Source organism: Roseinatronobacter monicus (assembly GCF_006716865.1).
Classification (GTDB): Bacteria; Pseudomonadota; Alphaproteobacteria; order Rhodobacterales; family Rhodobacteraceae; genus Roseinatronobacter; species Roseinatronobacter monicus.
Window position 1 is genome coordinate 3,102,913 of record NZ_VFPT01000001.1, and the last position, 25,930, is coordinate 3,128,842.

The window sequence follows — 25,930 nt, forward strand, 5'->3', positions numbered from 1 at the left end:
GAATCATGCAAGAGATCGGAATCGGCCTTGTGGGCGGGGGCTATATGGGCAAAGCCCATGCAGTGGCCTATGCGGCTGTGGGTGCGGTTTTCAACACCTCCCTGCGCCCAAGGCTGGAAATGGTGACAGCCTCCAGCCCCGAATCATCTGAACGCTACCGCGCCGCCTTTGGCTTTGCGCGCGCTGCTGATGACTGGCAAACGCTTGTGGCCGATCCAAAGGTCGAGGCTGTGGTAATCGCCTCGCCGCAAGCCACGCACCGCCAGATTTCGGAAACCGCCTTCGCGCTGGGCAAGCCGGTATTTTGCGAAAAGCCGCTCGGGGCCTCGGTCGCCGATGCGCAGGCGATGGTCGCGGCGGCTGAAAGCGCGGGCCTGCCCAATATGGTCGGCTTCAACTATATCCGCACCCCCGCCACGCAATTCGTGCGCCAGCTTCTGACTGACGGTGCAATCGGCGATCTGACATGGTTTCGGGGCGAGCATACCGAGGATTTTCTGGCCGATCCCGCCATCCCCGCGAACTGGCGCTGTCATGGCCGCGCCAATGGCTGCATGGGCGATCTGGCACCGCATATGGTCAATTGTGCGCTGGCATTGATGGGGGACATTACAGAGCTGTCGGCACGCGTTGAAACGCTCCACCCTGTGCGTCCCGGCGCTGATGGGCCTACGCCGGTCGATAATGACGACCACGGACAGATGATGGTGCGTTTTGCATCCGGCGTGATGGGGCATCTGTACTTCAGCCGCGCGGCGACCGGGCGCAAAATGGGCTATGCCTATGAAATTCATGGCACCAAGGGGGCTGTCCGCTTCGATCAGGAAGATCAGAACGCCGTCTGGCTGTACCGGGCTGACGGGCCGGACGCGCAGCGCGGCTTCACGAAAATCCTGACAGGCCCCGCGCATCCTGATTACCTGCCGTTCTGTCAGGGGCCGGGGCATGGCACCGGCTATCAGGACCAGATCATCATAGAGGCCCGCGATTTCCTGCACGCCATCCATTCAGGCCAGCCCGTCTGGCCCACCTTCCGCGACGGGCTGGCCGTGGCGCAGGTGATTGAAACCGCCTTCGCCACGGCCACGGATGGCCGCTGGCATTCTGTTCCACTTGGCTGAAAGGGCCCCAAGCATGACTATTCGTATCGGCAATGCTCCCTGTTCATGGGGTGTCGAGTTTCCCGACGATCCGCGCAACCCACCTTGGCGGCGCGTGCTGAAGGAATGCGCGGACGCCGGATATACCGGGATCGAACTGGGGCCCGTGGGCTTCATGCCAGAAGACCCGGCGCTGCTGGCAGAGGCTTTGACCGAACATCAACTGGAGCTGATCGGCGGCGTCGTGTTCCGCGCGTACCATGACCCCGATCAGTGGGACAATGTGCTGGATGGCGCGGTGCGCACCTGCAAGGCACTGGTGGCCCATGGTGCGCAGCATCTGGTGTTGATCGATTCCATCTCTCCACGCCGCGCGCCCACAGCCGGGCGCGCCGATGCCGCCGAACCGATGGACGCCGCCGAATGGGCAGCATTCCGCGACCGCATCGCCCATGTCGCGCGGATGGGGACTGAGGAATACGGCCTGACTGTGGGCATTCACGCCCATGCGGCAGGCTTTATGGATTTCGAGCCGGAACTGGAGCGGTTGCTGGAGGAAGTGCCCGAAGACATCCTGAAAATCTGCTTCGACACAGGCCATCATTCCTATGCGGGCTTTGATCCCGTGGCTTTCATGCGCAGGCATATGGACCGCATTTCTTATATGCATTTCAAGGATATCTCGCCAAGCGTAAAGGCCGATGTCATCGCAAAGGGCACCGGGTTCTATGAGGCTTGCGGGCAAGGTATTTTCTGCAATCTGGGACAGGGGGATGTCGATTTTCCGGCGGTGCGCCAACTGCTGCTGGATCATGGCTTCCAAGGCTGGTGCACCGTCGAGCAGGATTGCGACCCGACGCTGGATGTCTCGCCCGTCGATGATGCGCGCGCCAACCGGGAATACCTGCAAAACATCGGGTTCTAAGGGGGTTCTGGCATGAAACTGAATTGGGGAATGATCGGAGGCGGCGAAGGCAGCCAGATCGGACCTGCGCACCGTCTGGGCGCTTTGGCGGATGGCAACTTCACGCTGTCGGCGGGCGCGCTGGATCATGATGCCGACAAGGGCCGCGCCTATGCGCAGCGCCTTGGTGTGGCACCTGATCGCGCCTATGGCGACTGGCGCGAGATGCTGGCGGGCGAGCGCGGGCGTAACGACCGGGTGAATCTGGTCACGGTTGCCACACCGAATGCCACGCATTTCGAGATCACCAAGGCGTTTCTGGAAGCAGGCTTTCATGTGCTGTGCGAAAAGCCCATGACCATGACTGTGGAGGAGGGCGAGGAAATCGTGCGCGTGGCGCGGGCCGCTGGCAGGATTTGCGCGGTAAATTACTGCTATTCCGCCTATCCCATGGTGCGCGAAATGCGCGCCCTGGTGCGCAGCGGTCAGATTGGCCGTGTGCGTCTGGTGGTCACGAATTTCAGCCACGGCCATCATGGCGATGCCACCGATGCCGACAATCCGCGCGTGCGTTGGCGCTATGATCCGGCGATGGCGGGGGTGTCGGGGCAATTCGCCGATTGCGGCATTCACGCGCTGCATATGGCCAGTTTCATCACCGGCAATGAGGTGGAAACGGTTTCTGCGGATTTTGCCTCGACCATCCCCAGCCGCGTGCTGGAAGACGACGCTATGGTGAATTTCCGCATGGCGGGGGGCACGGTCGGGCGGCTTTGGACGTCATCCGTGGCGATTGGTCGTCAGCACGGCTTTGATATTCAGGTCTTTGGCGAAACCGGCGGGATGCGATGGGCGTCGGAACAGCCCAATCAGGTGTATTACACACCTGTCGGGGGCCGCACGCAGATCATGGAAAAGGGCGAGGCGGGCCTGAGCAGCGATGCTGCGCGCCTAAGCCGTGTCGCAATTGCCCATCCCGAAGGGTTCCCGCTGGCTGTGGCGAATATCTATGTCGATCTGGCTGCCGCCATCCGGGGCGAGGCGCGCGACGGGTTGCCTTTGGCCGAGGATGGCCTGCGCTCGATGGCGGCGGTCTATGCTGCGGTTGCTTCGGCTCGGGCTGATGGTGCATGGATCGATGCAAGGCCACCCATATTTCGCTAAAGCACCCTGCTTAGGCTTGCGTCATGCCTGCGGGCCGCAACGTGCCGCGTTCAATCACGCGACAAGGGAAAAGGCGCGTTTCGGGGTGGCGGTCAGGGTGCTGTATCGTTTCAACCACCAGATCAATCGAAGCGCCAATAATCTGGGCCACAGGCTGACGGATCGTAGTCAGGTTGATGTTTTCCCAGCGCGACATTTCCATATCATTCAGCCCGATGATGCCAATGTCATCAGGCACGCGCAGCCCCGCGTCGCGGATGGCCGACAGCGCCCCGATTGACAGCACGTCATCCCCGCAGAAATACGCCTCGGCCGACGTGCTTTGCAAAAGCCGCTGCATTTCCGCGCGGCCTGCATCGAAAGAATAGGCGCTGGCATAGCTGATGCTGACCTCGATTTCGGGGTGGCTGGACAACGCATCGAGGAACCCGCCTGCGCGATCCTGGGTCGAAGTCGCCTTTTCGGGACCGCCCAAAAAGGCAACAGACCGATGCCCGCGCGCAATAAGCGCCTCGGCGGCCATACGACCGCAGGCGATGTTGTCAATGCCGACCACATGCACATGCGGGATTGTGGTGTAGCGGCCAAAGGAGTGCACGACCGGCACGCCTGCATCGCGGAACGCTTCGGCAAAGCTGGGCGGCAAGGTCGAGGACGCCACGATCACGCCATCGACGGAATATTGCCGCAGCATTCTGACAGAATTTGCGGGATCGGTTTCATCGCTGAGGTTCACCAGCAATGGCCGCAACCCGCGATCTTGCAGTCCTCGGGTAAAGAGGTCGAACACTTCCAGAAACAACGGGTTGTGAAAGTTGTTCGAGACAAGCCCGATCAGTTTGGTGCGGCCCGTAGTTAATGACGAGGCAATCGCATTCGGGCTGTAGCGAAGTTCTGCGGCCGCTTTCTCAACCTTGGCGCGGGTCTTGGCCGACACCGACGCCCCTTCGGTAAAGGTGCGCGAGACCGCAGAGCGCGAGACACCCGCGCGAAGCGCCACGTCTCTCAGAGTCACTGCCATTTTTCCATCCAACTGCTTTGGCACGCCTTCTACTACAGACCACCCTGCCCCGAAATATACCATTTTTCCAATTCTTTTTGCAACCGGTTGCAAAATGATTGATTCGGGATTACAGTTCGCTCAGGGCTTGAAGGCGAGGACCTGCATTTGCCCAGAACATGTTTGGGAGGACATCATGAAAACAACGATCAAGACGATTGCGGTCAGCGCCGTTGCGGCGACTGCGCTGATGGGCGCCAGCAGCGCCATGGCCGAGGGAGAGCGTTATGTGCTGGTCAGCCACGCGCCCGACAGTGACAGCTGGTGGAACACCATCAAGAACGGTCTGGCACTCGCGGGCGAGCAGATGGACGTCACGGTGGAATACCGCAACCCGCCCACAGGTGACTTGGCAGACATGGCCCGCATCATTGAGCAGGCAGCAGCAAGCGCGCCAAATGGCATTATCACCACGCTGGCGGACCCCGATGTGCTGTCAGGGCCAATTCGTGCGGCTGTGGAATCGGGCATTGATGTCATCATCATCAACTCGGGGACACCCGACGCAGCGCGCGAACTCGGCGCGTTGATGTATGTGGGGCAGCCAGAATATGACGCAGGTTTCGCCGCCGGACAACGCGCAGCGGGGGATGGCATTTCCAGCTTCCTGTGCGTTAACCATTACATCTCGTCGCCCTCTTCGACCGAACGCTGTCAGGGCTTTGCGGACGGTCTGGGTGTTGATCTGGGCAACCAGATGATCGACAGCGGGCAAGACCCGAGCGAGATTCAGAACCGCGTGACCGCGTATCTCAACTCGAACCCAGACACGGACGCCGTGCTGACGCTTGGCCCCACATCTGCCGACCCGACCATTCTGGCGCTGGAGCAGATCGGTTTGGCGGGCGATATCTATTTCGGCACGTTCGATCTGGGCGGGGACATCGTGAATGCAATCCGCGACGGTGTAATTCAGTGGGGCATTGATCAGCAGCCCTTCCTGCAAGCTTATCTGCCGGTCATCGTGATGACCAACTATCACCGCTACGGCGTGCTTCCGGGCAACAACATCAACTCTGGTCCGGGTTTCGTGACCGCTGATGCGCTGGATCTGGTGGCCGAACTGGCAGGCGAATACCGCTAGAGGTCTGACGCTTCTTGAGTGGGCGCGGACTATCGCGCCCACTTTCTCACCTAGGTTCTCTTTCTGCCGAACAGGAGGCGTGTGCGATGTCTAGTATGGGCGTGGCCGTTGACGAACGTATCAAGGAAACCTCGAAGCTGCGAAAAGCCCTGATCCGGCCAGAGCTGGGTGCCATCGTGGGCACAATCGCCGTTTTCTCGTTTTTCATCATATTTGCCGGTGACAGCGGTATGTTCAACGCGCAGGGCGTTCTGAACTGGTCAACCGTATCGGCCCAGTTCATGATCATCGCCGTGGGTGCCTGCATGCTGATGATCGCAGGCGAGTTTGACCTGAGTGTCGGGTCCATGATCGGGTTTGCAGGCATGTCGATCGCGCTCATCTCGGTCACGTTGCAATGGCCTGTCTGGATTGCGATTCTGCTGACCTTCGTTCTGTGCACCGCTGTGGGAGCGCTGAATGGCATCATTGTTGTGCGCACGGGCCTGCCTAGCTTCATCGTGACACTGGCGTTCCTGTTCATCCTGCGCGGATTCACGATTTTCTTTCCACAACTGATCGAGCGGCGCACCATTATCGGCGGCATTTCCGAAAGGGCCGAGGGCGACTGGCTGGCTCCGCTATTTGGCGGCAAGATCGGCGGCGGCTTTTTCAACTGGCTGGCGGATATGGAGCTGATCGGTGTCTTCACGCGTGGCACGCGCATGGGCGAGCCCATCGTCAATGGCATTCCGATGCTGATTGTCTGGGCCCTTGGGCTGATGGTTGTCGCCCATATCGTGTTGACGCGGACACAATTCGGCAACTGGATCTTTGCCGCAGGCGGTGACGCACAGGCGGCGCGCTATGTCGGTGTGCCTGTGAACAGAGTGAAAATTCAGATGTTCATGTTCACGGCATTCTGCGCCTGTGTGTTTGCCACCTGTCAGGTCATGGAATTCGGCTCTGCCGGGGCGGATCGGGGCCTGCTCAAGGAGTTTGAGGCAATTATTGCTGTGGTCATCGGCGGCGCGTTGCTGACAGGCGGGTATGGGTCGGTCATCGGGGCGGCACTTGGGGCGTTGATCTTTGGTGTTGTGCAACAGGGATTGTTCTTTGCCGGTGTGGAATCCAGCCTGTTCCGGGTGTTTCTGGGCGTCATCTTGCTGTTTGCGGTGATCCTGAACACATATATCCGCCGCATCATCACGGGGGAGCGTTAAGATGGAACCCTATGATCACAACCCGATTGTCGAGATGCGCGATATTGAAAAGCATTTCGGCCCGGTCATCGCACTGAACGGCGTCAGCTTCGATATTCGCCCCGGCGAGTGTCATTGCCTGCTTGGCGATAACGGCGCTGGCAAATCGACCTTTATCAAAACGATGGCAGGCGTGCACAAACCCACAAAAGGCGCGATCTTTTTCGAGGGCCGCCAGATGAGTTTCGACAGCCCCCGCGATGCGATGGAAGCGGGCATCGCCACGGTCTATCAGGATCTTGCCATGATCCCGCTGATGAGTGTCACACGCAATTTCTGGATGGGGCGAGAACCGATCAAACGGGTTGGCCCGTTCAAATTCATGGACTTCAAAACCGCCAATGAGGTGACGATGGAGGAGATGCGCAAGATGGGCATCAATCTGCGCTCTCCGGACCAAGCGGTCGGCACCTTGTCGGGCGGCGAGCGGCAGACTGTGGCCATCGCGCGCGCAGTGCATTTCGGCGCGAAGGTCCTTATTCTGGACGAGCCGACAAGCGCGTTGGGCGTGCGCCAGACCGCGAATGTGCTGTCCACCATCGACAAGGTCCGCAAGACCGGAATCGGAATTGTCTTTATCACCCATAACGTGCGCCATGCTTTGGCCGTTGGCGACAGGTTTACGGTGCTGAACCGTGGCAAGACGCTGGGCACAGCCCAACGCGGGCAGATCACCCCAGAAGAATTGCAAGACCTGATGGCAGGCGGTCAGGAAATGGTCGCGCTTGAGGGCTCACTTGGTGGAACTGTCTGATGGCGCATTTGTTGCGCAAGCCCACCGCGCAGGGTGGGCGCATCCATGCAATCACACCTGAAGATGCAGGCTGGCACTTTGTCGGGTTCGATCTGTGGCGACTTGCGCCCGGCGACGTGGCGACGGGCCAGCTTGACGGGCGCGAAGCGATCCTTGTGCTGGTCGAGGGCTGCGCCGATCTCACCGCAGATGGTGTGTGGCTTGGCGAAATGGGCAACCGGCTGGACGTATTCGAGCGCAGCGCGCCCCATTGCCTGTATGTGCCCCCTGCCGCCCCTTGGCAGGCCCGCGCCACAACGCAGTGCACGCTTGCCGTATGCAGTGCGCCCAGCCCCGGCGGGCGGCCTGTTCAGGTTCTTGGCCCTGACGGCATCGCGCTGGAAGTACGCGGCACTGGCACCAATACCCGCTACATCAACAATATTGCGATGGAGGGGCGCGATGTGGCCGACAGCCTGCTGGTGACCGAGGTCTTCACACCTGCCGGTCATTGGTCATCTTACCCGCCCCACCGCCATGACGAAGATGACTATCCCGCGCTGACCTATCTCGAAGAGACATATTATCACCGGCTGAATCCGTCCGATTGCTTTGGCATTCAGCGGATTTTCACGGATGACCTGAGCCTTGATGAAACCTTGGCCCCAGCGGATCATGATGTCGTTCTGGTCCCAAGGGGGCATCATCCATGCGCGGCCCCGCATGGGGTAGAGATGTATTACCTCAACGTTATGGCTGGCCCACGGCGGGCATGGCGCTTCCAGACGCATCCGGCCTTTGCGCATATGAACACCTAGGGCAGCAGTCAGGCGCTTTGGCACTAGGCCTGTCCCTGCATGGTGGTGCATCAAACGGGGCCCGTGTTGGAGAACCGCCGCTGCATGGCTGTGACCAAGAATGCAGATTGGGGCACCCTGCGGCTCCGCCAGCGCTTTGCGCATGTCACACGCGCCAGAGCATGAGGGAATAGGCAAGGCGCGTCGGCCACGACGTGCAGAAAGCCTTTGCACAGAACGGCGTTGACTGCTTTACTTCTGTGAAATGCCACACAGGCGATCACGCCCCTTTCTCTGCACTAGTCATGACAGCACGCAGGGGGGCATCGGCACTGTAGCGCAGCGGCGCTTCGGTTCACCTTGCGACACATACCGGCAGAAAAGGAACCTAACTCATGCAAAGACTGGCAGCGATAGCCCTGAGCGCAGTGATGTTGGGGGCACCGGTTGCGGCGCAGGAAAGTGCCGCCGATGCCATTGCCATCATGGTGTTTGATGCGTCCGGTTCGATGTGGAACCGGCTGGAAGAAGACCTGACCCGGATCGAGGTTGCACGCGACGTGATGGAGGAATATTTCCACACCCGCGATACATCCGTTCCGCTTGCGGTCATCGCCTATGGCCATCGCCAGCGCGGTGCCTGTTCCGATATTGAAATGATCGCACCGCTCGCCCAGCATGAGGGGGCGGATTTGGCGGCCAAGCTGCGCGCGCTCAACCCCCAAGGAATGACACCGCTCACGGACTCTATGGCGATGGCGCGCGATATGATTCCACCGACAGCGGAATCCGCCGACCTGATCCTTGTCACAGACGGGCTGGAGAATTGCGGCGGTGATCCTTGCGCGCTAGCCGCAGAGCTTGCAGCCCAAGGGATCAACATTCGCGCACATGTGGTGGGCTTCGGGATGACGGAAGCTGAAATCAATACCCTGTCCTGCCTGCCCGAACAAACCGGCGGCAGGTTGATCCTGACAAATTCGGGGGCCGAACTGGCCGAGGCCATGACCGCCGTCTCAACGCCGTCACCACAGCCCGAAGTTGCCGAAGCAGACCCTGTTGAAGAGGTCGCGGAAGCAGGGCCCGCCGAAGAGGGTGCCGAAGCAGATACCCCAGAGGTTACGATTTCCGGCCCGCGCAGCGTGCGCATTGGCGAGGATTTCCAACTGCAATGGTCCGATACGATCAACGAGCGTGACATCGTTGCCATTCTGCCGATGGGCGCGGATGAGGACGAGTTGGGCACATGGGCGCGTGTTGGGGAGTCTCGTACCGAGACGGATTTGCGCGCGCCCGCTGATCCGGGCATGTACGAATTGCGCTACATCCTCGGTCAAGACCGCCGCACACTTGCAACGGCCCCCATCGAGGTAATCACCGCCGACGCCGAAATTTCCGGCCCCAACGCTGTGCGCAGCGGTGAGAACTTTCGCGTGCAATGGTCCGAGCCGATCAACAGCCGCGACCTTGTTGCCATTGTGCCAATGGGCGCGGATGAGGGCGAGTTGGGCACTTGGTCACGCGTCGGCAGTTCTGACACCCAGACATATCTGCGTGCCCCCTCTGATCCGGGCATGTACGAATTGCGCTATATCTTGGACGAGGGGCGCGGAACACTGGCACGTGCCAGCATCGAAGTGACCACCCCCGAGGCCGAGATTTCCGGCCCCGACAGCGTGCGCATCGGCGAAAGCTTCCGCGTCCAATGGTCCGAGCCGATCAATGACCGCGACATCGTTGCCATCGTGCCCATGGGCGCAGAAGAGGGGGAGTTGGGCACGTGGTCGCGTGTGGGCAGTTCTGACCCCGAAGGCGACCTGCGCGCCCCCTCTGATCCGGGCATGTACGAGTTGCGCTACATCTTGGACGAGGGGCGCGGGACACTGGCGCGTGCCGCTATCGAAGTGACAGCGGTGGATATCGACGTCATGGGGCCAGACAAGATACGTGCGGGCGATACGCTGCGGGCCTCGTGGTCCGACAGAGTGAATGACCGCGACATCGTTGCCATCGTGCCGCTTGGCGCAGATGTGGGCGAGCTTGGCGATTGGACTCGCATCGGCAGTTCAGCGATGCAGAATGATTTTGACGCCCCCGAAGACACCGGAATGTATGAACTGCGCTATATTCTGGACGAAGGGCGCATCACTCTGGGCCAACATACCTTCGAGGTCGTGGATGCCATGGCCGCATTGGGTGACGGCGTCATGCTGACCGTGCCAGAAACGGCAACACCCGGCGCGTCGATCACCGTCACATGGAGCGGCAGCACAGATGGGGCCGATCAACGCATCGCGCTGGCGCGGGCGGATCAGGCGCTTTTCACATGGATATCTGCCGAACCCATCGAAGAGCTGACCGAAATCACGTTCACCATGCCCGAAGAACCGGGATATTACGAAATCCGCTTCCTTGATCTGAACGCACAGGATGTCCTGAGCAGCGCCCGCATCGAAGTGCGCTGACATACACCGCAGCGGGCTTCATGGCCTGCGATATGTGGACGGGACAGAAATTCGTGATGGCTTGGCACCTGTTAGGGCGCGCGGATATGGGCAAAACAGTTTCGGCCGGGCACGTCAAAGCAGACGATACACCAGCAGGCGGTTGTCTGCTGGCATCACATGGACTGCCTCGCAGGCGAAGCCATGCGCGCCAGCGGCGGCGTCCACGTCTTCGCGTGCGCGCAATCCCCAATCCGCGTTGCGCAGTCGCAAATCGGCGTCAAAGGCAGCATTGCCGGGGCCGGTGAAGCTGCCGCCCTCATTGAAGGGCCCATAGATCAGCAACACCCCGCCGGGGGCCAGTCGCGCGGCAGCACCTTCGATCAGGCCAAGTGTTGCGGACCACAGGGCGATATGCGTCAAATTCGCGGTGAAGACCGCATCTACCGCCCCACCGGGCCAAGGCGGTCGGGTAGCATCTATCAGCATTGGCGGCAGGACTCTGCCCGCAAGCTCTGGGCAGAGTGCCCGCCACGCTTTGATCGTGGCACACCCGTCCAGTGTCGCCTCGCTTGGCATCCATGTGACCTGCGGCAAGCACCGCGCCATCCACAGTGCATGCTCGCCCGTGCCCGACGCCACCTCTAACACGGTGCAGGGCGTGGGCGGCAACACCTTGGCCAATGCCTGACAGATTGGTGTGCGGTTGCGTGCTGCCGCCGGGGCGTGCCGCAAGTCGGGATAGCGCGCCACAGTTGCGGCAGGGTCAGCGAGCGGGTCAAATCTATCAGGCACTATCGGACTTTCGGGTTGGGGCAGCACATCTATCCATCAACAAGCGACCAGAACCCGTATTTGCGGCCATGCTTTTGGCGCAGCGCTTCAAGGAAACGCATATGGGGCAGAACTGCGCCATAGGCACTGATCTCCAGATCCGACATCTGACATTCAGCCAGATGCCGCGCGGCATGGCGGTAGCGCTTGGACTTCGCGCCATTCAGCGTATCCTCGATCATCGCGCGGCGGATCAATGTGGCCGCAAGCGGGTGGCGGGCGGCCAGCGTATCGGCAGCGTGGGTCAGCGTGGTATAGTCATTGCCATCCAGATCGGCGGCACGGGCCAGAACCAGCTTTGCCGCGCGGTCATGCGCAGGCCAGTCGATCAGAAAGCCCAGCGCCACATTCAGGCGCGGATGATCCATCACCTTGTCGAGCGCCTTTTCTTCGGCCTCGACATCATCAAAATCCGGCAAAAGCCTGAGGTGTTTTCGCAAAGCGCGCATGCTCAGGCCTTGATCGAATGTTGTCCACAAATGCGACTTTAGCGCGTCCAGCTTGCCCAGCCCCTCAAGGCAATCTTCATAAACCTCATCAAGGTCAGCGTTGAGCATCCGAAATGGCGCATCCGCCTCACGCGTCATCGCGCGGCGGGCGATGTCATAGGCGTCTTGCACACGCCCCGCTGCCAGCAGACGGCGCGCAACCTTGGGGGCGATGGTGCCATAGGTCAGTTGCTCAGGCGAATAGCGCGCCATATAGGCATCCACATCGCCTTGCGCATCGGCCACATCCGCCAGAATAACGGAAGCGGTCAACTGCTTGGCGCGCCGCACAGATTCTGCGGGCGCGGATGACAGGCCAAAGCGCTGATAGGCCGCAACCTCCGCTGGGGTGGGGGCTGTGTCGGCCCAGAGGGTGGTGATCTGTTTAAGATGCGCCAACCCGTCCGGCCCAAGCGCCTCGGCAGTTGCGGGGATGATCCCGTCAAAATCGCCATAACCTGCATCAACGACCGCATCGAGAATGCGCTCGGCCAGTGTTTGCGGGTTCACTGCGATCCGTGGCGACAGCTCCGCGATCATGTCGACCGCATGGCGAAACACATCACCGACCGCACCATTGCTGTCATCTGTCCGTTCATGGACCGACGGGGCCAGTTGCACGAATGACCACAACAGCTCGAACGCCTCATCCGCGTCTTGGGGCGCGATACTGCTCTCGATCAAGGCAAGCAGACTGTTAAGGTCTTTGACCAATGCGCGCTGCTTGCGCCAGTCGATATAGCTGGTCGCGCGGCGCATGGACGCAAAGCGCTTGCGCAGATCAGCGGCAACATCCTTTGGGCCTTGCGCGGCACTCAATTCCAGTCGTGCGCGCCGTTGCAAAGCGGCGCTGCCTTGCACCAACTCCATCACCAGCGCCGCCAGCTTCTCAGCGCCGAGCTTTTCAAGATTGGCCGTGTTCAGGGTCTTTTTCGACATGGGCGCAACTTGCAATCTGTTTGACCCGCGCGCAAGGCCAAGTGGCACAGTCCATGCAGGCGCGGCATCACATTTTCACACCCCCCTCAGGCGGCGGTTGCGAAAGCCTTTTCAGTCAGGTTGTATCCGCGTGCGGTCGCCCGATGACAAGACCGATCCGCCGCCAGCACCGCGTCGCGCAGATTTGCGAACCATGCGCTTACATGGCAACCGCGTGACCCGACGCGCCCCCATTCACGAATGACCGTGTATTCGCCAAACAGGTTATAGTTCACCTCAACACGGTAAAAATGCGTGGGAACACCCTGCATATCCGGTGCCGTACGATAACAGAGAAGGGTCAGCATGGGGGCTATCCTTGGTGTCCTTACCTATATCGAGACGATACATGAGAGAGCCGCAACCACCAATGGCAGATATTGGCAAACATGCGCCGTATCCGGTTGGACAGCGCTTTAGGCTTAATTGAAAATGCCCTTGGCGTGATCATGCGCAGTGCTTAGATACCCTTGATCGGAGGCATGTATGCAAAATTTCTCACTTCTGGACCTATCCCCCATCGCCGAGGGGAAAACTGCCGCCGACGCATTGGCCGGAACCGTGGATCTGGCCCGCGCCGCCGAAGGGTTTGGATATCACCGCTACTGGCTGGCAGAGCATCACAACATGCCCGGCATTGCCAGCGCCGCAACAGCGGTGGTGATTGGCCATGTGGCCGCTGCAACAAAGACGATGCGGATTGGCGCAGGGGGCATTATGCTGCCCAATCATGCGCCGCTTGTCATTGCCGAGCAATTCGGCACGCTTGCCACGCTTTACCCCGGACGCATCGACCTGGGGCTGGGGCGCGCGCCCGGCACGGATATGCCCACCGCCCGCGCGCTGCGTCGTCATATGGTGTCGGAAGACAGCTTCCCGCAGGATGTGCAGGAATTGCTGGGCTATTTCAGCGACAGTGCCGAGGGGGCCGCTGTGCGCGCCATTCCCGGTGCAGGCACGCATGTTCCGGTGTGGATACTGGGGTCAAGCCTCTATGGCGCGCAACTGGCGGCCTATCTGGGGCTACCATATGCTTTCGCCTCGCATTTCGCCCCGGCGATGCTGGAACAGGCTTTGCATATCTATCGCAGCACTTTTCAACCGTCCCAGTATCTGGAGCGCCCCCATGTGATGATGGCCGCAGGCGTTTGCGCCGCCGAAACCGATGCAGAGGCGGCGTATCTGCGCTCATCTCAACTGCTTGCCTTCGCGCGGCTGCACTCAGGTCGCCCCGGCAAGCTGCCGATGCCGACAGAGAATATCACGCAGGATATTCCGGCCCCTGTTATGGCACAGGTAACGCAAGCCCTGTCCTGTTCTGCCACAGGTTCGGCCAAGACCGTCAAAAACCAACTCAGCGCGCTGATCGACACCTTTCAGCCCGATGAGGTGATGGTTACAGGCATGATCCATGATCACAGCGCGCGGGTCCGCTCGTTCGAGATTGCGGCCGATATCCTGACTGACCTGCGCGAAACGCAGCAAGCGGCGTAAGCAACCGGCGTGCCCTGCCCCCTTCGCCGGTGTCCGCAGCGCGCAGGAATTCCACTTACAGCGCTGGTCTGAAAGCATCTTTCAGGGTATCGAGTGCGATAGACCTGTTTCGCGCAACGCCCGGAGACCGATATGCCCGCCGCAGAATTCGACTATATTATTATTGGTGCTGGCACCGCCGGGTGCTTGCTGGCCAATCGCCTGAGTGCGGACCCATCCAAACAGGTTTTGCTGATCGAGGCGGGAAAGAAAGACAATTATATCTGGATTCATGTGCCCGTCGGGTACCTTTACTGTATCGGCAATCCGCGCACCGACTGGCTGTACCAGACCGAGGCGACGGCAGGGCTGAACGGGCGGTCCCTGCGCTACCCGCGCGGCAAGACGTTGGGCGGGTGTTCCTCCATCAATGGCATGATCTACATGCGCGGTCAGGCCCGCGATTACGACACTTGGGCGCAATTGACTGGCGATGATGACTGGACATGGACCAACGCTCTGCCCGATTTCAAGGCGCATGAACACCATTACAAACTGGACAACGGGATCGACCCTGCAATCGGCGACAACAGCCGCTTTTCCGATCTGCACGGCGGGGACGGTGAATTGCGCGTCGAGAAGCAGCGCCTGCGGTGGGAGGTGCTGGACGCCTTTGCCGCCGCCGCCAACGAAGCGGGCATCGAGAGCACCGACGATTTTAACACCGGCGACAATGCCGGGATCGGGTATTTTGAGGTCACGCAGAAATCCGGCTGGCGCTGGAGTTGCGCCAAAGCGTTCCTGCGCCCGATCAGGCACCGTAAAAACCTGACCGTCTGGACCGAAAGTCAGGTCGAGCGACTAACCTTCGACAAAACCGAGGCAGGGGCCACCCGCTGCACAGGCGCTATCGTGCGCCAGAGCGGCGGCGCGGTGACTGTCCGCTCAAAGGGTGAGGTGATATTGTCGGCGGGGGCCATCGGCTCGCCGCAGATATTGCAACTGTCGGGCGTGGGTCCAGCGGCCCTGTCACAGGCGCATGGGATTGATGTGGTCAAGGATTTGCCGGGGGTGGGGGAAAACCTGCAAGATCACCTGCAAATCCGTGCCGTCTATAAGGTTCAGAACGCCAAGACGCTGAACACGCTTGCAAATTCTCTCTTTGGCAAGGCCATGATCGGGTTGGAATACATGCTAAAACGCTCTGGCCCGATGAGCATGGCCCCCAGCCAGTTGGGCGCTTTCACACGCTCGGACCCGAACCGCGCACATGCCAATCTGGAATATCATGTCCAGCCGCTCAGCCTTGACGCCTTTGGCGAAGACCTGCACCCGTTTCCGGCCATGACGGCAAGTGTGTGCAACCTTAACCCCACCAGCCGTGGGCATGTGCGGATCACGTCAAACCGCTTCGATCTTCCCCCCGAAATCGCACCAAACTACCTGTCCACAGAAGAGGACCGTCTGGTCGCAGCCCAAAGCCTGCGGCAGGTGCGCGAGATTATGGCCAAGCCCGCGATGCAGAAATACAAACCGCAAGAATGGAAACCGGGGGTCGAGTTTCAGACGGACGAAGAATTGGCGAAGCTCGCCGGAGATATTGCCAACACCATTTTCCACCCCACCGGAACCGCCAAAATGGGCCGCAACGATGACCCGAGCGCCGTTGTGGACACAAAGCTGCGGGTTCACGGCATTGAGGGGCTGCGCGTCGTCGATGCCAGCATTATGCCCCAGATCACCAGCGGCAACACCAACGCCCCGACCCTGATGATCGCCGAAAAAGCTGCGCGCTACATCCAGTCGGGCACCTGACGGTCGAAGGTTTGGGTCGCGCATATGCCCTGCGTGGGTTAAGCTGGAAATCCAGCGAAAAGGAGAGCGTCATGGACATCAGGCATAGCGGTTCAACACCGTCAAATACGGCGCCAGCAGATTATTTCACCGGCACGGTCTGGCAAGAAGCGATCTGTGACCCGACCGAAACCAAAGCAGTGATCGCGCTGCTTGTCACCTTCGCACCCAATGCGCGGACAAATTGGCACAAGCATGCCTTGGGCCAGACACTCTATGTGACATCAGGGTCAGGCCTGATCCAAAGCCGTGGCGGGCCGGTGAACACCATTCGTGCGGGTGATCGCATCTGGATACCTGCGGGCGAAGAGCATTGGCACGGTGCCACCCCCTACAACCTGATGAGTCACATTGCGATTCAGGAAGTCGAGGACGGAACGGCCACGCACTGGCTCGAACCCGTCACCGATGCGCAGTATCAAGGGCAAAGCTGATACTGGAAGGTTCGCTGCATCCGTTTGCGGCGCGCACCTGCTGACGCCACAGCGCCGCAATCCGTGCCGGTCACAGTCGTGCGCGCAGGGCGTTGCGGTCGATCTTTGAGTGGTGGCGCTTGTCCATCGGCATGCTGGCCACATGAACGACCCGCGCAATGCCCAACGCGCTTGCGCGGGTTTGCCAGAGTGCCGCTTGTGCCCTGTCCCCCTCGATCACAAGGCAGGCGGCATCTTGGGCAGCCATCAGCGCGCATTGGCGCACACCGGGCCATTGCCGCGCGGCCACTTCGACCGAAAACGGATAGCACATGCGACCGCCGATTTTCACATCCGTGCCCATACGCCCCAGCAACCAAAGCCGGCCTTGCGCATCCAGACGGCCCGCATCGCCTGTGCGGTGCCAGATAATTGCGCCATCACGGATTTTGTTTTGCGCGTCATGGGCGGGGTCAAGATAGCCGCGGTTCACATGCGCACCGGCAACCTGAATTTCATCCTTGTGAATGCGCAAGTCTATCCCTGCAACAGGGTGGCCGACCAGAAGCCCCTGCCCCCCGTCCATCGCCGCGCGGTCATCAGATGTTATATAAGTGGCGTCCAGATGGGCAATCGGCTCCGCCTCGGTCGAGCCATAGACACAACACACGCGCAAATCAGGCCGGACCGCGTGCATCCGGTCAATCAGTTCGGGAAATACAGGGCCACCGCCGGTAAAGACGGTATGCAGCGACGCATCTGCCCCTGCCTGCACCAACATTTCGCACAGGGATGGCGGCACAAGTGCGCGGGTGACGCGGTTCTTGTGCATCCAGTCGCGCAATTGCGCGGGGTCCAGCGCATCAAGGCGCGACATCTTCCAGTTCGGCAACACCGATGTCTGCCCGCTGGCAATATTGATCAGCACGAACACGGGAAACGCAACCAGATCGCGCTGGGGCTGCGCATTGTGCAGCAGTGGCGCGATGGCGCTATACTGTGCTGCAAGGAAATCATGGCTGCGCGGAATGGCTTTTGGTGCGCCAGTTGTGCCCGATGTGAAGGAAATAAGCGCCACATCCGTGCCCGCCGGGGGTGGCATATCGGGGCAGTTTGCGGCCTGCCGGTGTAGTCGCAGATGGTGCAGCCCCCATAATTGGGGCAACACCCAACGCAACAGCCTATACAGGCCAGAACTGCAAAAGGCACGTGGTCTGGTGACGCGCGCGGCATGGCGCAGCCCCGCAAGCCCCAATGCCGGTTCTGGCAACACGGCTGTGGCACCCAATGTCCAGAGTGCGGCCAGCGCGGCATAAAGATCTGCATCCACAGACATGGCCACCAACACCTTGTCGCCCGCACGAATGCCCTTGCGGTGCCACGCCCCCGCAAAACGCACGCGGCGCGCATCCAGTTCGGCAAACGTCACCGCGCGCCCCTTGCCATCGACCAGCGCCACCTTGTCGGGGTGGCGCACAACAGCGGCCGCAAAGTCGCGCAGCAGGTCAGACATCCCATTTCAGCCCAAGCAATTCATAGCGGCGAAACACCTGCCCGCCTTCCTGACGGCTACGCGCGGCAGAGCGGTTGTCGTCATGGATCAGCGCGTGGATCATTGTCTTGTAGCCCATCGCAAGGGCGGCAACATGACAGGCATGCACCATATGCCGCCCCGCACCGGGAATGAGACTGGCATAGGTTTTCAGGATTACGGTTTTCGTGTCCAGCCCTTCGGCATAGTTCGGGATTGCGAACAAAAAGCCCGCCAATGCCCCATCTGGCCGCCGCGCGAAAAAGATCAATTCGGGCTTTAGCATGGGAAGAACGGGTTTATACATGTCAACGAACGCAGATTCAGGGATCGGGGCATAAAACGCGTTACCTGCAAATGTCACTGATGACAGGGCAAACACCTCTCGCAGCATGGCGTCCGGGTCGTCGCCCGCCCATGCCTCGACCGTGAAACCGGCGGGGGCGGGCAATGGCGCGGGGTCGCATATGTCCAAGGGCATTCGCGCCGAAAAATAGCGCGCCACAGGCTGGAAACCGGCGGCGGCAAAAATCAACGGCTCATGCGGGCGATTGGCCGGTTCCATTAAAAAAGCGGGCGTGCCGTCAGTTTCGCTGACAAAACGGTAACTGTGCCATGTGTCGCCTGCCATTGGCCCCAACACACGGTCGAACCCCGCATCCCGCACGCGCGCCAGCGCCTGTTGCAACAAATCCGTGCCCGCCTGTGGCGTCTTGAACGACACGTTGCCAAGCGTCGCGGCGCGCACACCGTCCCAATCCGGCCCGTTCAGATGAAGGGTAAGGGACGCGCTATCGGTTTTCAGTGTCTCAATCGTCACAGGCTTCCTCCGGCTGGGGGGGGTGTGCCGCCCTGATCTATGACCGCAAGGGTATAATAGGCCAGCGGCAGGATCATGGACAACACTGTCAGCTTCAACACCCGATGCCTGAAAAACATGTCAGGCAGGGCCGCACTGGCCGCAGCGCTTAGGGCCAGACACAGGCAGGCCAGCACCAGCAACGGGTCCGCCCATAAACTATGCGGCGGGTTCAGCCATGTCACAATCTGGCGGAGCGCCAGCAGCGCCGCCGCGATTACCGGCACCCAGACCAGATTGCGCCGCAACGCCAGTGTGGCTAGCCCCATGACCAGCCCCATGGCCGTCAGGCCATAGAACTGCACCGCGTTCCAGCCGATAGCATTGCCAAGCGCCAGCCAGCCGAAACTGAACAACGCCAGCCCTGCCACCATGTCCAGATCGCCAAAATCATCGCCACCGGGGGATCGCGCGCTGGCCCAGGGATAGGCCACAAGCACCAGCGCGGGCAGGATGGCGTTTTGCAATTCAACTGACGCCAGTATCAGAAACATCGCCACGACATAGACACGCGCGGCATGGGTCGACAGGCCAAAGCGCGGGCCAATGATGCGCGACGCAATGATTGCCATCACGAACAGCACGGCAATGGGCAGCAGCTCAAACAGGGTGCTGTTGCTGTGAACCTCCAGAAAGACCAGCAAGCCAAGCGGCAGAAACAGGTTGTCGAACCCCCGCCAGCTTTGGGCCTCGACCAATGCGCCGAAACCGGCGACCAGCAGGGCAAGTGTCAAAATGTTCAGGGGTGGTTGGTCCGACAGGCACATCAGGCAAATCAGCGCCACCAGAAGCGTGATGACAAAAAACACCACTGTGCCTTCGACACTTTTGACGCCCTGTTCTACCTTGAATCGGCGCGTGCCATAGGCGGTTCCCGCCAGCGCCGCCGCCGCATCGGCCAGCGTCAGCACCGCGATTGGCAGCACATAAAACAGCGCCACCCCGTCTGAGAAAAAGAAACAAAGCCCCACCGAAATGGCCAGCAGGAAATCCCCGTAGGACCGGCGATCGACACTGTGCACCGCGTCGCCCAGACGCCCGGAAAGACGCGGCAGGCGCAGTGCAACCATCATCACCAGTGTCAGCGCGACAATCATGTAAACAGGCCAGCGATCAGGGAAAAGCCACGGCAACCCCATCGCATAGATACCCGTGCCAACATGCACCAGCTTGCGTTTCACTTCGGCGCTGAACGGCAGGCGGCGCACCAGTGCCATCAACACCAAAAGGGCTGCAACCGACCCGAACACGATGACCAGTTGCGCCGCCATACTCACCCGACAACTTCCTCGATCACGAAATCCGAATAGAAGAACGCCTTGTCACGCGCTTTCAGGTCATCCTCCAGCGCGCGCAGGCGCATCACGCGTGCAGACAGGGGCGCAGGCACGCGGCGCGGGGCCATCATGTTCCAGTAGACCAGCCGCGCACCGGGTGCTGCGGCCCCCAGAATGCTGTCATACACCTGCGCAAAAACGGGCGGGGACATATATTCGAAAATATCCGACAGGTTAAAGCCATGCGCCAATTCGCCGGTTTTGATAAATGCCTCCAGCGAACCGGGGCGAATTTCAATGCGGGCGCTGCGGTCGCGGATCACGTCAAAATTCTCCGCGCGCCATGCCATTGGCAGGGCCGCGCCATGCGTGCCCTTGATGATCCAGTGCAGATAGGGGTTTTCCGACGGGTCGGTTTGCACCGCTGCGTGATGGATGCGCCGCGCCACATGCTGCGCGGGACTGCCATCAACATGGTCAAAAAACGCCTTGTCCCGCCCCATACGGCCCATGACAAAGCGCGAGAAAAAGACATTCAGCAACACCCGCCAGCGCCATGTGTTGAACCGCGTGTCAAAAAAATCCTGACGCCCCTGCCGGTTGCGCGGCACGAATATGGCGTCACGCGTCGCGCGGGAATGCACGAGCGGCAAAAACCACGTTCGGAATATACGGAAATAGCGTTCGAACTTGCCCACCCCGCCAGCCCCGAACCGCGCGACATCCGTGGCCTGTGCGTTCCAGAATGCCTGTGTTTCGGGATCAAGCGCGGCCACCACACGCGCCAGCAGCGCCTTGCGCTGCATGGACGCGCGCGCGCCCATAAGTTCCAGAAATTCCGCATGGGTCAGGGTCGCATAGGCCGCGATCCGCAGCTTCAGGCAGGCGATCTGCGCAGGCGACAGGTCGACCACCACAATTTTGGCGGGGTCCAGCACCAGCATCGCCAGCGCATTATCCCCCGCCGCGCAGATCGACACCAGCGTTCGCCCGCTGCAATCGCCCATTGCTGCCGTCAGGATATCCGCATCTTCCCATAGCTGGGCATAGCGGATGTGGTCAAAGGCGGCTTTCGCTTCAATCTCGGAATTCGTCAATATGTCTCTCCACCTCGCCGGTTGCGCCGTCAACGGTCAGGGTTTCGCCATCTGCAACCCATTGCGTCGCCCCCTTCAACCCCACCACGCAAGGAATGCCCAATTCGCGCGCCACAATGGCCGAATGCGACAACAGCGATCCGCGCTCGACAACAATGGCCGACGCGTTCGAGAAAACGGCAATCCAGCCCGGATCAGTATGACGCGCCACAAGGATTTCGCCCGCGCCCAGCGATTGCGTGCGCGGGTCGCGGATGACGCGGGCCACCGCTGTCACCCGCCCTGCCGAGCAGCCGGTTGCACTGCGGCGCGCGGACTGGTCTTGCGCCACCGGCGCATCGGCCCAGACGGGCGCAATGGCGGGGCCGCGCAATTCAATCCGTTCGGGCGGGTCGGGGCGGTTTGCTGCCGCCGCATCTTCGGCCTTGCGCAAGCTGACCTGCGACTTCAGATCGCCTGACAGCCCATACCCTTCGACCGCGCCAAGCACTTCTGACGTGATCAGGTAAAACACGTCGCGCGGGCTGTCCAGCAACCCGCGCGCGGCAAATTCACGGCCCAGCCCCAGAAACACACGGCGCGCATAGCCGAAGATGCGCGTGCGCTCAAACCGCAGGTTTTCGCGGTCGCGCACGCGGTTTTTGGTCCATGAAATCAGGCCCTTTGCAATCATGTGTTTGAACGGGTTGGGAAAAAGCGCGCGCCAGTCGGGGTCTTTGGCCTTGTGCGTATCATGTGCGCCGCGTTGCGCGCTGGCCAAAATCGCGGCAAGCAGGCTGGACGGGTCATCGCGCAGTGTCAGGCTTTCAAGTTTCAGCTCTTCTGTGCAGCGATCGCCGAACTTATCAAGATAGCTCTCGACCTCTCGGCGCAGGTCAGGATGGGGGTCAAGGCCGGCCATCCCGTCCGCCATCAGCGCAGCATCCAGACCGGCGGCGCGGGCCATCTGTCCCATTTTCATGATGCGCTGCGCGGGTTCTGCCGAAATAATGTCGCCCTGCCCGATCATCACATCGTTATGCAGGGCCAGACCATCCGGCCCCAGCCACCGTTCCAACAGGTTGCGCGAGGCACCGAACGCAATCATGCAGAGGAAATCATTGACCAGCGGCGCATCCCAACGATCCAGCAAGGTGCTTTCGATCTTGCGGTATTCCGCCGCAAGCGCGGTTGGCCCGGCGCGCGTCACGTCAAAGCCGCTGTTCAGCGCGGTATTCAGGCGCGCATAAAACCGGCGGCGCGTGCGCGGCAGCATCATCGCCTGCCACACCAACCCTGCGCCCGCGCGCCCCATTCGGGCATATTCAAGAATGCGCGCGCCCCCCTTGGCCGGTGGCGGGCCAATGCTGTCTGTCACCTCTCGCGGCATGGGCGTGTCCACGCCCATCATGGTTTCCATATAGCCCCTGTTCAGCGAAAACCCGGGCAACAGCGCCAGCGCGCGGTACCAGTTGACAAGGTTGTAATACACCCGCCCGTCAACACGGCCCAGCATATTGCCAAACACGGCAGATTGCGCGGCGATTGTGCGGTCGGGCACCCCCAGCAAGGCCACGAAGGCGCGGTAGACGCGGGCATAGACATGAACCGCAAAGGAATAGGTCAGCGGGCTGACCATACCCGGATAGCTTTCGACAATGTTGGAATTGTCGAAAATCGTCAGCGCGGTATCATCATTCAGGGGTGGCAACAGTGGCGTGGTGATGGGGCGCGATTGCAAGATATGCAGCCCGTCATCATCTATTGCCCATTCAATATCCTGCGGCGCACCAAACACATCTTCTGCGCGCAGCGCCAATGCGGCAATCGCTTCGGCCTGCGCCGCGTTCAGAACGGCAGGCACTGTGGCACAACGCGCCGTGGTCCCAATCGCCCAGTCCTCGCCGTCTTCTTCGCCTGAAACCAGACGCTCGCCCAATCCGGCAATCGCCGAGATCACAACGCGGTCGCGCCGTCCTGTCACGGGGTCGGCGGAAAACGCCACACCCGCCGCGCGCGCATCAATCATGCGCTGGACAATAACCGCTGGCCCCTCAGCCCCGGTTTGTGACTTCAGCGCGCGGTAAGTGGCCACCGTGTCGGAAAAGCCCGATTGCCAGACCTGTCGCGCCGCATCCTCGACCCCGCCCGCAGGCACATTCAGCAGCGTGTCGAACTGTCCTGCGTGGCTGTGCGCGGCGCCATCTTCCTGCCGCGCCGAACTGCGCACGGCAAACGGCCCTGCGCCAAGATCCGCCAGCGCGTCGGGCAAGCCCTGAAGTGGCGTGCCAGTGTCGAACGCGTCGGCGCGAATGACAAAAAACGCAGGCGGTGCAAACCCGTTTTCGGCCAGACGCGACAGGGCCGCCGCCTTGCCGCCGACATCTTCCACGTTGCGCGCCTGATCCTGCGGAACAATAAACCCCATCAGACCATCCTTACAATCAGCGGGGCAAACCCCGCCAGCGCATAGCAGGCAAAGACCCAAAGCCCTGCAACCGTATCAAGGCGCTTTTGCGCCGCAATAGTGGGGGTCGCCGCATAAGCCGCCGCCGCCCGAAGGCACCACAGCGCCCCCGCCCCGCCCAGCAATACCGCAACCCAGACCACACCAGTTGCCGCCCCCACACCGACCAGCAAGCCCCACGACACCACGACACATGCAGCCCAGATAAAGGCGGCCTTTCTTGGCCCCCACAGGCCGGAATAGGTGTCGACCCCGTCAATCTCGTTTTGGGGTGCCCAAAGTTTGCGCCCGATTTCCAGCACACAGCCATTCACAAACGACAGCGCCAGAAACAGCCCCAGCCAGAATGCGGGCGTGCCTGCGGGCAGCCATTCCATTGCGGTCAAAAACAAGTCAATCAACGGCATGATCGCCATATGACTGACCAGATACAGCACGGGCCGCGCCTTCAGCCACCTTGGCACGCCAAATTCTGCGGTCATGGCCAGCAGCCACAGCCACACAACGCCAAGCAGCCACAACAGCGGCGGGTGCCATGCCCATGCAGCAAAGGCCGTCACCGGCAAGGACACCAGCCCCAGTGCCAGCACTGCGCGAAGCGAGATCAGGCCGCGCGGGATGGGGCGGTCCGGGCGATAGCGTTTGTCATCTTCCAGATCCTTGTATTCATCGCAAACCCGCATCTGGAAAAACAGCAGCATTGCCACAGCAAAGCCTGCCGCAAATGCGCCCCAGCCCGGCAGGGGCCGACCCGCCATTTCAGCCGAGACACTGATGCTGGCTGCGGAAAAAACCGCCAGCAAGGGCACTGTCCTGACCAGCGGAAAGCGTTCTTTCTGATAGGTCCACAGCGCCGCAGGTGTCATCTGTGCCGCGCCAGATTTTCATGTGCGCGCGTGAAATGCCCCGCCGCAATCGCCGCCACAATCGAGATTTCACCGCACAGGCAGGTTGCGGCCACCACTTCGGCCAGCGCCGCACCATGGCCCGCGCCCTTCAACCCAAGGATGTTCAGCCCCGCCGACTGGCTGGGCAGCGATGTGCCCCCGCCAACCGACCCAACTAGAATATTCGGCATGGTCACGCTGCAAAACAGATCATTGCCGCGCGCTTCCATACGGGTGATGCCCATAGCACTTTCGGCAACGCAGGCGGCATCCTGACCGGTTGCAATGTAGATTGCGGCAAGCCCGTTGGCATAATGCGCCTGTGCGCCCAACTGCCCTGACAGATGCGCGCCAAGATTGGCCACCTGCCCGTAATCAAGCATGTCCTGAACACGTGTCCCCAAGGTGCGTTCGACCACATCTGCCTTCAGCGTGACCGACGCACTGACCTTGCGCCCGCGTCCCGTGACCAGCCCCAGAAATGATGCTTTCTTGTCACCGGAAAAATTGCCTTCGATATACCACGCCTTCAGGGCAACGGGGCAGCGCGCCACAATATCATCGCACAGGGCATTCGTAGCGATTGTCACCATGTTCTGCCCCGCCGCATCGCCGGTTGTATAGCGGCAGATCAGGAACACCACGTTATTGTCGATCATCGGCTCCACCGACACCAGTTTGCCGTGCCGTGTGGTGGATTCCGCCGCTGCCTTCAACTGGTCCACCTCCGTCACGACCCATTCGACGAACAGCCCCGCATTCAGCAGGTTTTCCAGCACAAAGGCCGGTGTACGGATGACCCCTTCATACAGGATTGCCGTGCTGATGCCCCCTGATTTCGTGGCGGCATAGGCCCCGCGCGCATAGGAGGCGACGAGTGCGGCTTCGGTGGTGGCCATTGGCACATGGTAATCCCCGTGCGCATTCAACCCGTTAATCCGCAAGGGGCCAATAATCCCGACAGGCAGTTTCACAGTTCCGATGAAATTTTCGATATTGGCGTTGAACTGCTCTGGCATGGCCATTGTCAGCGGGTCGGCGATTGCATCACGATCCGAAGCGTCGGTGGTGTTGGCCAGTCGGGCCCAGTATTTTGCGACAGAGGCCTGCGTTGCCTTGCGCACTGGGCGCAGCGTGGTGAACTGCGCATCGCTTGGCAACATGCGTTCATGCAACGGGGATTGAAAAAATCTTGCCCGAATTCTACTCAGCATGTCTTTGACATGGGAAGGAACAGTCATTTACGCATACCATAGCTGAAGTTGC

The 25,930-nt window shown here is 60.8% G+C and carries 21 protein-coding genes and 1 pseudogene; 11 read left to right on the top strand and 11 right to left on the bottom strand.

Annotated elements, in window-relative coordinates:
* Positions 1 to 5: 5 nt before the first annotated feature.
* The 3 genes from BD293_RS14815 to BD293_RS14825 are packed head-to-tail and all read left to right on the top strand — an operon-like array spanning position 6 to position 3,168.
* Positions 6 to 1,121 (top strand): Gfo/Idh/MocA family protein, encoded by a 1,116-nt coding sequence (locus tag BD293_RS14815; RefSeq protein WP_142082971.1) that lies wholly within the window; start codon positions 6 to 8, stop codon positions 1,119 to 1,121.
* 13 nt (positions 1,122 to 1,134) lie between these two features.
* Positions 1,135 to 2,025 (top strand): sugar phosphate isomerase/epimerase family protein, encoded by an 891-nt coding sequence (locus tag BD293_RS14820; protein ID WP_142082973.1) that lies wholly within the window; start codon positions 1,135 to 1,137, stop codon positions 2,023 to 2,025.
* Positions 2,026 to 2,037: 12 nt separating this feature from the next.
* Positions 2,038 to 3,168 carry a Gfo/Idh/MocA family protein gene (locus tag BD293_RS14825; protein ID WP_142082975.1) on the top strand — a complete coding sequence of 377 codons (1,131 nt, stop codon included), beginning with the start codon at positions 2,038 to 2,040 and terminating at the stop codon, positions 3,166 to 3,168.
* 10 nt (positions 3,169 to 3,178) lie between these two features.
* Here BD293_RS14825 and BD293_RS14830 read toward each other — a convergent pair whose 3' ends face one another.
* Positions 3,179 to 4,189 (bottom strand): LacI family DNA-binding transcriptional regulator, encoded by a 1,011-nt coding sequence (locus tag BD293_RS14830; RefSeq protein ID WP_142082978.1) that lies wholly within the window; start codon positions 4,187 to 4,189, stop codon positions 3,179 to 3,181.
* Between the two features lie 175 nt (positions 4,190 to 4,364).
* On the opposite strand from BD293_RS14830, the gene BD293_RS14835 reads away from it, so the two are divergent.
* The 5 genes from BD293_RS14835 (at position 4,365) to BD293_RS14855 (ending at position 10,548) form a co-directional block, all read left to right on the top strand.
* Positions 4,365 to 5,312 (top strand): sugar ABC transporter substrate-binding protein, encoded by a 948-nt coding sequence (locus tag BD293_RS14835; RefSeq protein WP_142082980.1) that lies wholly within the window; start codon positions 4,365 to 4,367, stop codon positions 5,310 to 5,312.
* A gap of 86 nt (positions 5,313 to 5,398) precedes the next feature.
* The gene (locus BD293_RS14840; RefSeq protein ID WP_211841040.1) at positions 5,399 to 6,514 is read left to right on the top strand and encodes an ABC transporter permease; all 1,116 of its coding nucleotides are present in this window, start codon (positions 5,399 to 5,401) and stop codon (positions 6,512 to 6,514) included.
* 1 nt (position 6,515) lies between these two features.
* Positions 6,516 to 7,307: an ATP-binding cassette domain-containing protein gene (locus BD293_RS14845; RefSeq protein WP_142082983.1), complete on the top strand. Its 792-nt coding sequence runs from the start codon at positions 6,516 to 6,518 to the stop codon at positions 7,305 to 7,307.
* Complete coding sequence (iolB, locus tag BD293_RS14850; protein WP_142082985.1) at positions 7,307 to 8,104, top strand: 5-deoxy-glucuronate isomerase; 798 nt, start codon at positions 7,307 to 7,309, stop codon at positions 8,102 to 8,104. Before BD293_RS14845 ends, iolB begins: the two co-directional genes overlap by 1 nt.
* A gap of 374 nt (positions 8,105 to 8,478) precedes the next feature.
* Positions 8,479 to 10,548 (top strand): vWA domain-containing protein, encoded by a 2,070-nt coding sequence (locus BD293_RS14855; RefSeq protein WP_142082987.1) that lies wholly within the window; start codon positions 8,479 to 8,481, stop codon positions 10,546 to 10,548.
* A 114-nt stretch (positions 10,549 to 10,662) separates the two neighbouring features.
* Here the strand turns inward: BD293_RS14855 and BD293_RS14860 are convergent, their stop codons facing one another.
* The 3 genes from BD293_RS14860 to BD293_RS14870 all read right to left on the bottom strand — a co-directional run bounded on the left by BD293_RS14860 (position 10,663) and on the right by BD293_RS14870 (position 13,135).
* Positions 10,663 to 11,322 (bottom strand): DUF938 domain-containing protein, encoded by a 660-nt coding sequence (locus tag BD293_RS14860; RefSeq protein ID WP_211841041.1) that lies wholly within the window; start codon positions 11,320 to 11,322, stop codon positions 10,663 to 10,665.
* Positions 11,323 to 11,351: 29 nt separating this feature from the next.
* Positions 11,352 to 12,788, bottom strand: coding sequence for a DUF6880 family protein (locus BD293_RS14865; protein ID WP_142082989.1), 1,437 nt, complete (start codon positions 12,786 to 12,788; stop codon positions 11,352 to 11,354).
* An 86-nt stretch (positions 12,789 to 12,874) separates the two neighbouring features.
* On the bottom strand, positions 12,875 to 13,135 hold the full coding sequence (locus BD293_RS14870) for a WGR domain-containing protein (RefSeq protein ID WP_142082991.1): 261 nt from the start codon (positions 13,133 to 13,135) through the stop codon (positions 12,875 to 12,877).
* A 178-nt stretch (positions 13,136 to 13,313) separates the two neighbouring features.
* Between BD293_RS14870 and BD293_RS14875 the strand changes: the two genes are divergently transcribed.
* From BD293_RS14875 to BD293_RS14885, 3 genes are all read left to right on the top strand, one after another.
* Positions 13,314 to 14,321: an LLM class flavin-dependent oxidoreductase gene (locus tag BD293_RS14875; RefSeq protein ID WP_142082993.1), complete on the top strand. Its 1,008-nt coding sequence runs from the start codon at positions 13,314 to 13,316 to the stop codon at positions 14,319 to 14,321.
* A 132-nt stretch (positions 14,322 to 14,453) separates the two neighbouring features.
* Positions 14,454 to 16,115 (top strand): GMC family oxidoreductase, encoded by a 1,662-nt coding sequence (locus tag BD293_RS14880; RefSeq protein WP_142082996.1) that lies wholly within the window; start codon positions 14,454 to 14,456, stop codon positions 16,113 to 16,115.
* 71 nt (positions 16,116 to 16,186) lie between these two features.
* Entirely contained in the window at positions 16,187 to 16,588 is a 402-nt protein-coding gene (locus BD293_RS14885) for a (R)-mandelonitrile lyase (protein ID WP_142082997.1), read from the top strand.
* Between the two features lie 517 nt (positions 16,589 to 17,105).
* Here the strand turns inward: BD293_RS14885 and BD293_RS14890 are convergent.
* From BD293_RS14890 to BD293_RS14920, 7 genes and pseudogenes are all read right to left on the bottom strand, one after another.
* A pseudogene (locus BD293_RS14890) lies at positions 17,106 to 18,080 on the bottom strand (AMP-binding protein); the annotation flags it as partial.
* Complete coding sequence (locus BD293_RS14895) at positions 18,073 to 18,918, bottom strand: GNAT family N-acetyltransferase (protein ID WP_142083002.1); 846 nt, start codon at positions 18,916 to 18,918, stop codon at positions 18,073 to 18,075. The pseudogene BD293_RS14890 and the gene BD293_RS14895, both read right to left, overlap by 8 nt.
* Positions 18,915 to 20,234 carry a hypothetical protein gene (locus tag BD293_RS14900; protein ID WP_142083004.1) on the bottom strand — a complete coding sequence of 440 codons (1,320 nt, stop codon included), beginning with the start codon at positions 20,232 to 20,234 and terminating at the stop codon, positions 18,915 to 18,917. Before BD293_RS14900 ends, BD293_RS14895 begins: the two co-directional genes overlap by 4 nt.
* Entirely contained in the window at positions 20,231 to 21,331 is a 1,101-nt protein-coding gene (locus BD293_RS14905; RefSeq protein ID WP_142083007.1) for a BtaA family protein, read from the bottom strand. Before BD293_RS14905 ends, BD293_RS14900 begins: the two co-directional genes overlap by 4 nt.
* Positions 21,312 to 23,738: a PEP/pyruvate-binding domain-containing protein gene (locus BD293_RS14910; protein WP_142083009.1), complete on the bottom strand. Its 2,427-nt coding sequence runs from the start codon at positions 23,736 to 23,738 to the stop codon at positions 21,312 to 21,314. Before BD293_RS14910 ends, BD293_RS14905 begins: the two co-directional genes overlap by 20 nt.
* Positions 23,738 to 24,643: a UbiA family prenyltransferase gene (locus tag BD293_RS14915; protein ID WP_142083012.1), complete on the bottom strand. Its 906-nt coding sequence runs from the start codon at positions 24,641 to 24,643 to the stop codon at positions 23,738 to 23,740. Before BD293_RS14915 ends, BD293_RS14910 begins: the two co-directional genes overlap by 1 nt.
* Entirely contained in the window at positions 24,640 to 25,827 is a 1,188-nt protein-coding gene (locus BD293_RS14920; protein ID WP_246086317.1) for a hydroxymethylglutaryl-CoA reductase, read from the bottom strand. The genes BD293_RS14915 and BD293_RS14920 overlap by 4 nt, the downstream gene beginning before the upstream one ends.
* Positions 25,828 to 25,930 lie beyond the last annotated feature (103 nt).

Excerpts from the sequence above, each read along its gene's own strand:
- BD293_RS14815 (WP_142082971.1), top strand. The coding sequence starts at position 6 with ATGCAAGAGATCGGAATCGGCCTTGTGGGCGGGGGCTATATGGGCAAA.
- BD293_RS14820 (WP_142082973.1), top strand. The coding sequence starts at position 1,135 with ATGACTATTCGTATCGGCAATGCTCCCTGTTCATGGGGTGTCGAGTTT.
- BD293_RS14825 (WP_142082975.1), top strand. The coding sequence starts at position 2,038 with ATGAAACTGAATTGGGGAATGATCGGAGGCGGCGAAGGCAGCCAGATC.
- BD293_RS14830 (WP_142082978.1), bottom strand. The coding sequence starts at position 4,189 with ATGGCAGTGACTCTGAGAGACGTGGCGCTTCGCGCGGGTGTCTCGCGC.
- BD293_RS14835 (WP_142082980.1), top strand. The coding sequence starts at position 4,365 with ATGAAAACAACGATCAAGACGATTGCGGTCAGCGCCGTTGCGGCGACT.
- BD293_RS14840 (WP_211841040.1), top strand. The coding sequence starts at position 5,399 with ATGTCTAGTATGGGCGTGGCCGTTGACGAACGTATCAAGGAAACCTCG.
- BD293_RS14845 (WP_142082983.1), top strand. The coding sequence starts at position 6,516 with ATGGAACCCTATGATCACAACCCGATTGTCGAGATGCGCGATATTGAA.
- iolB (WP_142082985.1), top strand. The coding sequence starts at position 7,307 with ATGGCGCATTTGTTGCGCAAGCCCACCGCGCAGGGTGGGCGCATCCAT.
- BD293_RS14855 (WP_142082987.1), top strand. The coding sequence starts at position 8,479 with ATGCAAAGACTGGCAGCGATAGCCCTGAGCGCAGTGATGTTGGGGGCA.
- BD293_RS14865 (WP_142082989.1), bottom strand. The coding sequence starts at position 12,788 with ATGTCGAAAAAGACCCTGAACACGGCCAATCTTGAAAAGCTCGGCGCT.
- BD293_RS14870 (WP_142082991.1), bottom strand. The coding sequence starts at position 13,135 with ATGCTGACCCTTCTCTGTTATCGTACGGCACCGGATATGCAGGGTGTT.
- BD293_RS14875 (WP_142082993.1), top strand. The coding sequence starts at position 13,314 with ATGCAAAATTTCTCACTTCTGGACCTATCCCCCATCGCCGAGGGGAAA.
- BD293_RS14880 (WP_142082996.1), top strand. The coding sequence starts at position 14,454 with ATGCCCGCCGCAGAATTCGACTATATTATTATTGGTGCTGGCACCGCC.
- BD293_RS14885 (WP_142082997.1), top strand. The coding sequence starts at position 16,187 with ATGGACATCAGGCATAGCGGTTCAACACCGTCAAATACGGCGCCAGCA.
- BD293_RS14910 (WP_142083009.1), bottom strand. The coding sequence starts at position 23,738 with ATGGGGTTTATTGTTCCGCAGGATCAGGCGCGCAACGTGGAAGATGTC.
- BD293_RS14915 (WP_142083012.1), bottom strand. The coding sequence starts at position 24,643 with ATGACACCTGCGGCGCTGTGGACCTATCAGAAAGAACGCTTTCCGCTG.
- BD293_RS14920 (WP_246086317.1), bottom strand. The coding sequence starts at position 25,827 with ATGTTGCCAAGCGATGCGCAGTTCACCACGCTGCGCCCAGTGCGCAAG.